Consider the following 1469-nt stretch of genomic DNA (forward strand, 5'->3'; position numbering starts at 1 on the left):
TCGCTGGCGATCCGAATCGAACAGATCGCACCCGACATCAAGGACACGGCGATTGCGATCGCGGTCGGTGTGCCCTCACTGATCGTGCTCGTCACCGGGCCCTTGGTCGGCGTCCTCAGTGACAAGACCCGGCTTCGTTTCGGGCGGCGCCGGACGTGGATGCTGGCGGGAATGCTCATGGGCCTCCTCGGCTCGGTCCTCGTCGGGTTGTCGGAGAACATCGGCCTGCTGATCGCCGCGTGGACACTCGCCTTCATCGGCTATACGGCAGCGGGCGGCATGTTCGTCACGCACCTCGGTGACAAGCTGCCCGAGCAGCAGCGCGGCAAGGTCGCGGGTTTCACGGGAGCCGTGACGCAGATCGCCCCGGTGGTCGGTGTCGCCATCGCAGGGGCATTCAGCGCCATGCCGCTGGCCATGTTCGCAGCGCCCTCCGCGATCGCCTTCATCCTCGGCTTCGCGTTCATCGTCGTGATGAAGGACGATCCTGCGCCGGCAGACAGCTCGAAGATCAACTTCCGTCAGCTCGCACAGGGGTTCTACTTCAACCCTCGCCGCCACCCGGACTTCGCGTGGGTGTGGATCAGCCGGTTCTTCATCTTCCTCGCCCTGTCGATCATGTCCCTCTACACCGTGTATCTGCTCGGTGATCGCCTCGCGCTCGAGCCGGGCGCGCTCGCGGGCCTCGTTGCGACGGGCGGACTGCTCGGCATCGGCGTCGCGATCACCGGATCGATCCTCAGCGGTGCGATCTCGGACCGCATCCGGCGTCGCAAGCCGTTCATCGTCATCGCAGGCCTCCTCCTCGCGGGCGGACTGGTCGTCACGGCGACACTCACCTCCATCACGCAGTTCTACATCGGGTCGATGGTCGCGGTATTCGGTGTGGGCATCTTCGGAGCCATCGATCAGGCCATCGGACTGGACACCCTGCCCAGCGACCAGGGACAGAACGGACGCTTCCTCGGAATCTTCAACCTCGCCAACCAGCTGGCACAGGGCGTGGGCCCGTTCCTCGCCGCGGCGATTCTGTCCCTTCTCGGCGGGGACTACACCGGCGTGTACATCGTTGCCGCAGCGTTCGCCGTGGTCGGTGGACTGCTGATCCTCGGGGTTCGACCCGGACGGCCCACCACCGTCGGCATCCCTGTCCCGAAGATCTGACCCGAAGACGACTCCGCGAGTTCGCCGCGGAATGGAGGAACACCTATGCCCGCAACGCTGTTCAACGACGACTGGACGGTCAAGCCGAAGACGAGCATCTTCGCTCAGATCGGACAATCCGCTGACTCGGGAAAGTTGGTCAGGCTGCCGCATGACGCACTGATCTCGGCCGAGCGCGACCCGGCAGGCTCGGGCAAAGGCGCGTACTTCCCGTCTGCGGCGAACTTCGAGTACACCAAGACATTCCTCGCGCCCGACGCGTGGCGAGACCGCAACGTCCGCGTCGAGTTCCAAGGCGCCTACCG

General features: G+C 65.3%; 1 protein-coding gene and 1 pseudogene. Both read left to right on the forward strand.

Translation table 11 applies throughout. The features are described from left to right. On the forward strand, positions 1 to 1164 hold a 1164-nt coding region (locus ACFU5F_RS42375), incomplete at its 5' end, for an MFS transporter (RefSeq protein ID WP_383899031.1). 45 nt (positions 1165 to 1209) lie between these two features. Then, positions 1210 to 1469 (forward strand): annotated as a pseudogene (locus ACFU5F_RS42380) (glycoside hydrolase family 2); the annotation flags it as partial.

The sequence above is a fragment of the Streptomyces sp. NPDC057438 genome (assembly GCF_042802995.1).
In the GTDB taxonomy this organism is placed as follows: domain Bacteria; phylum Actinomycetota; class Actinomycetes; order Streptomycetales; family Streptomycetaceae; genus Streptomyces.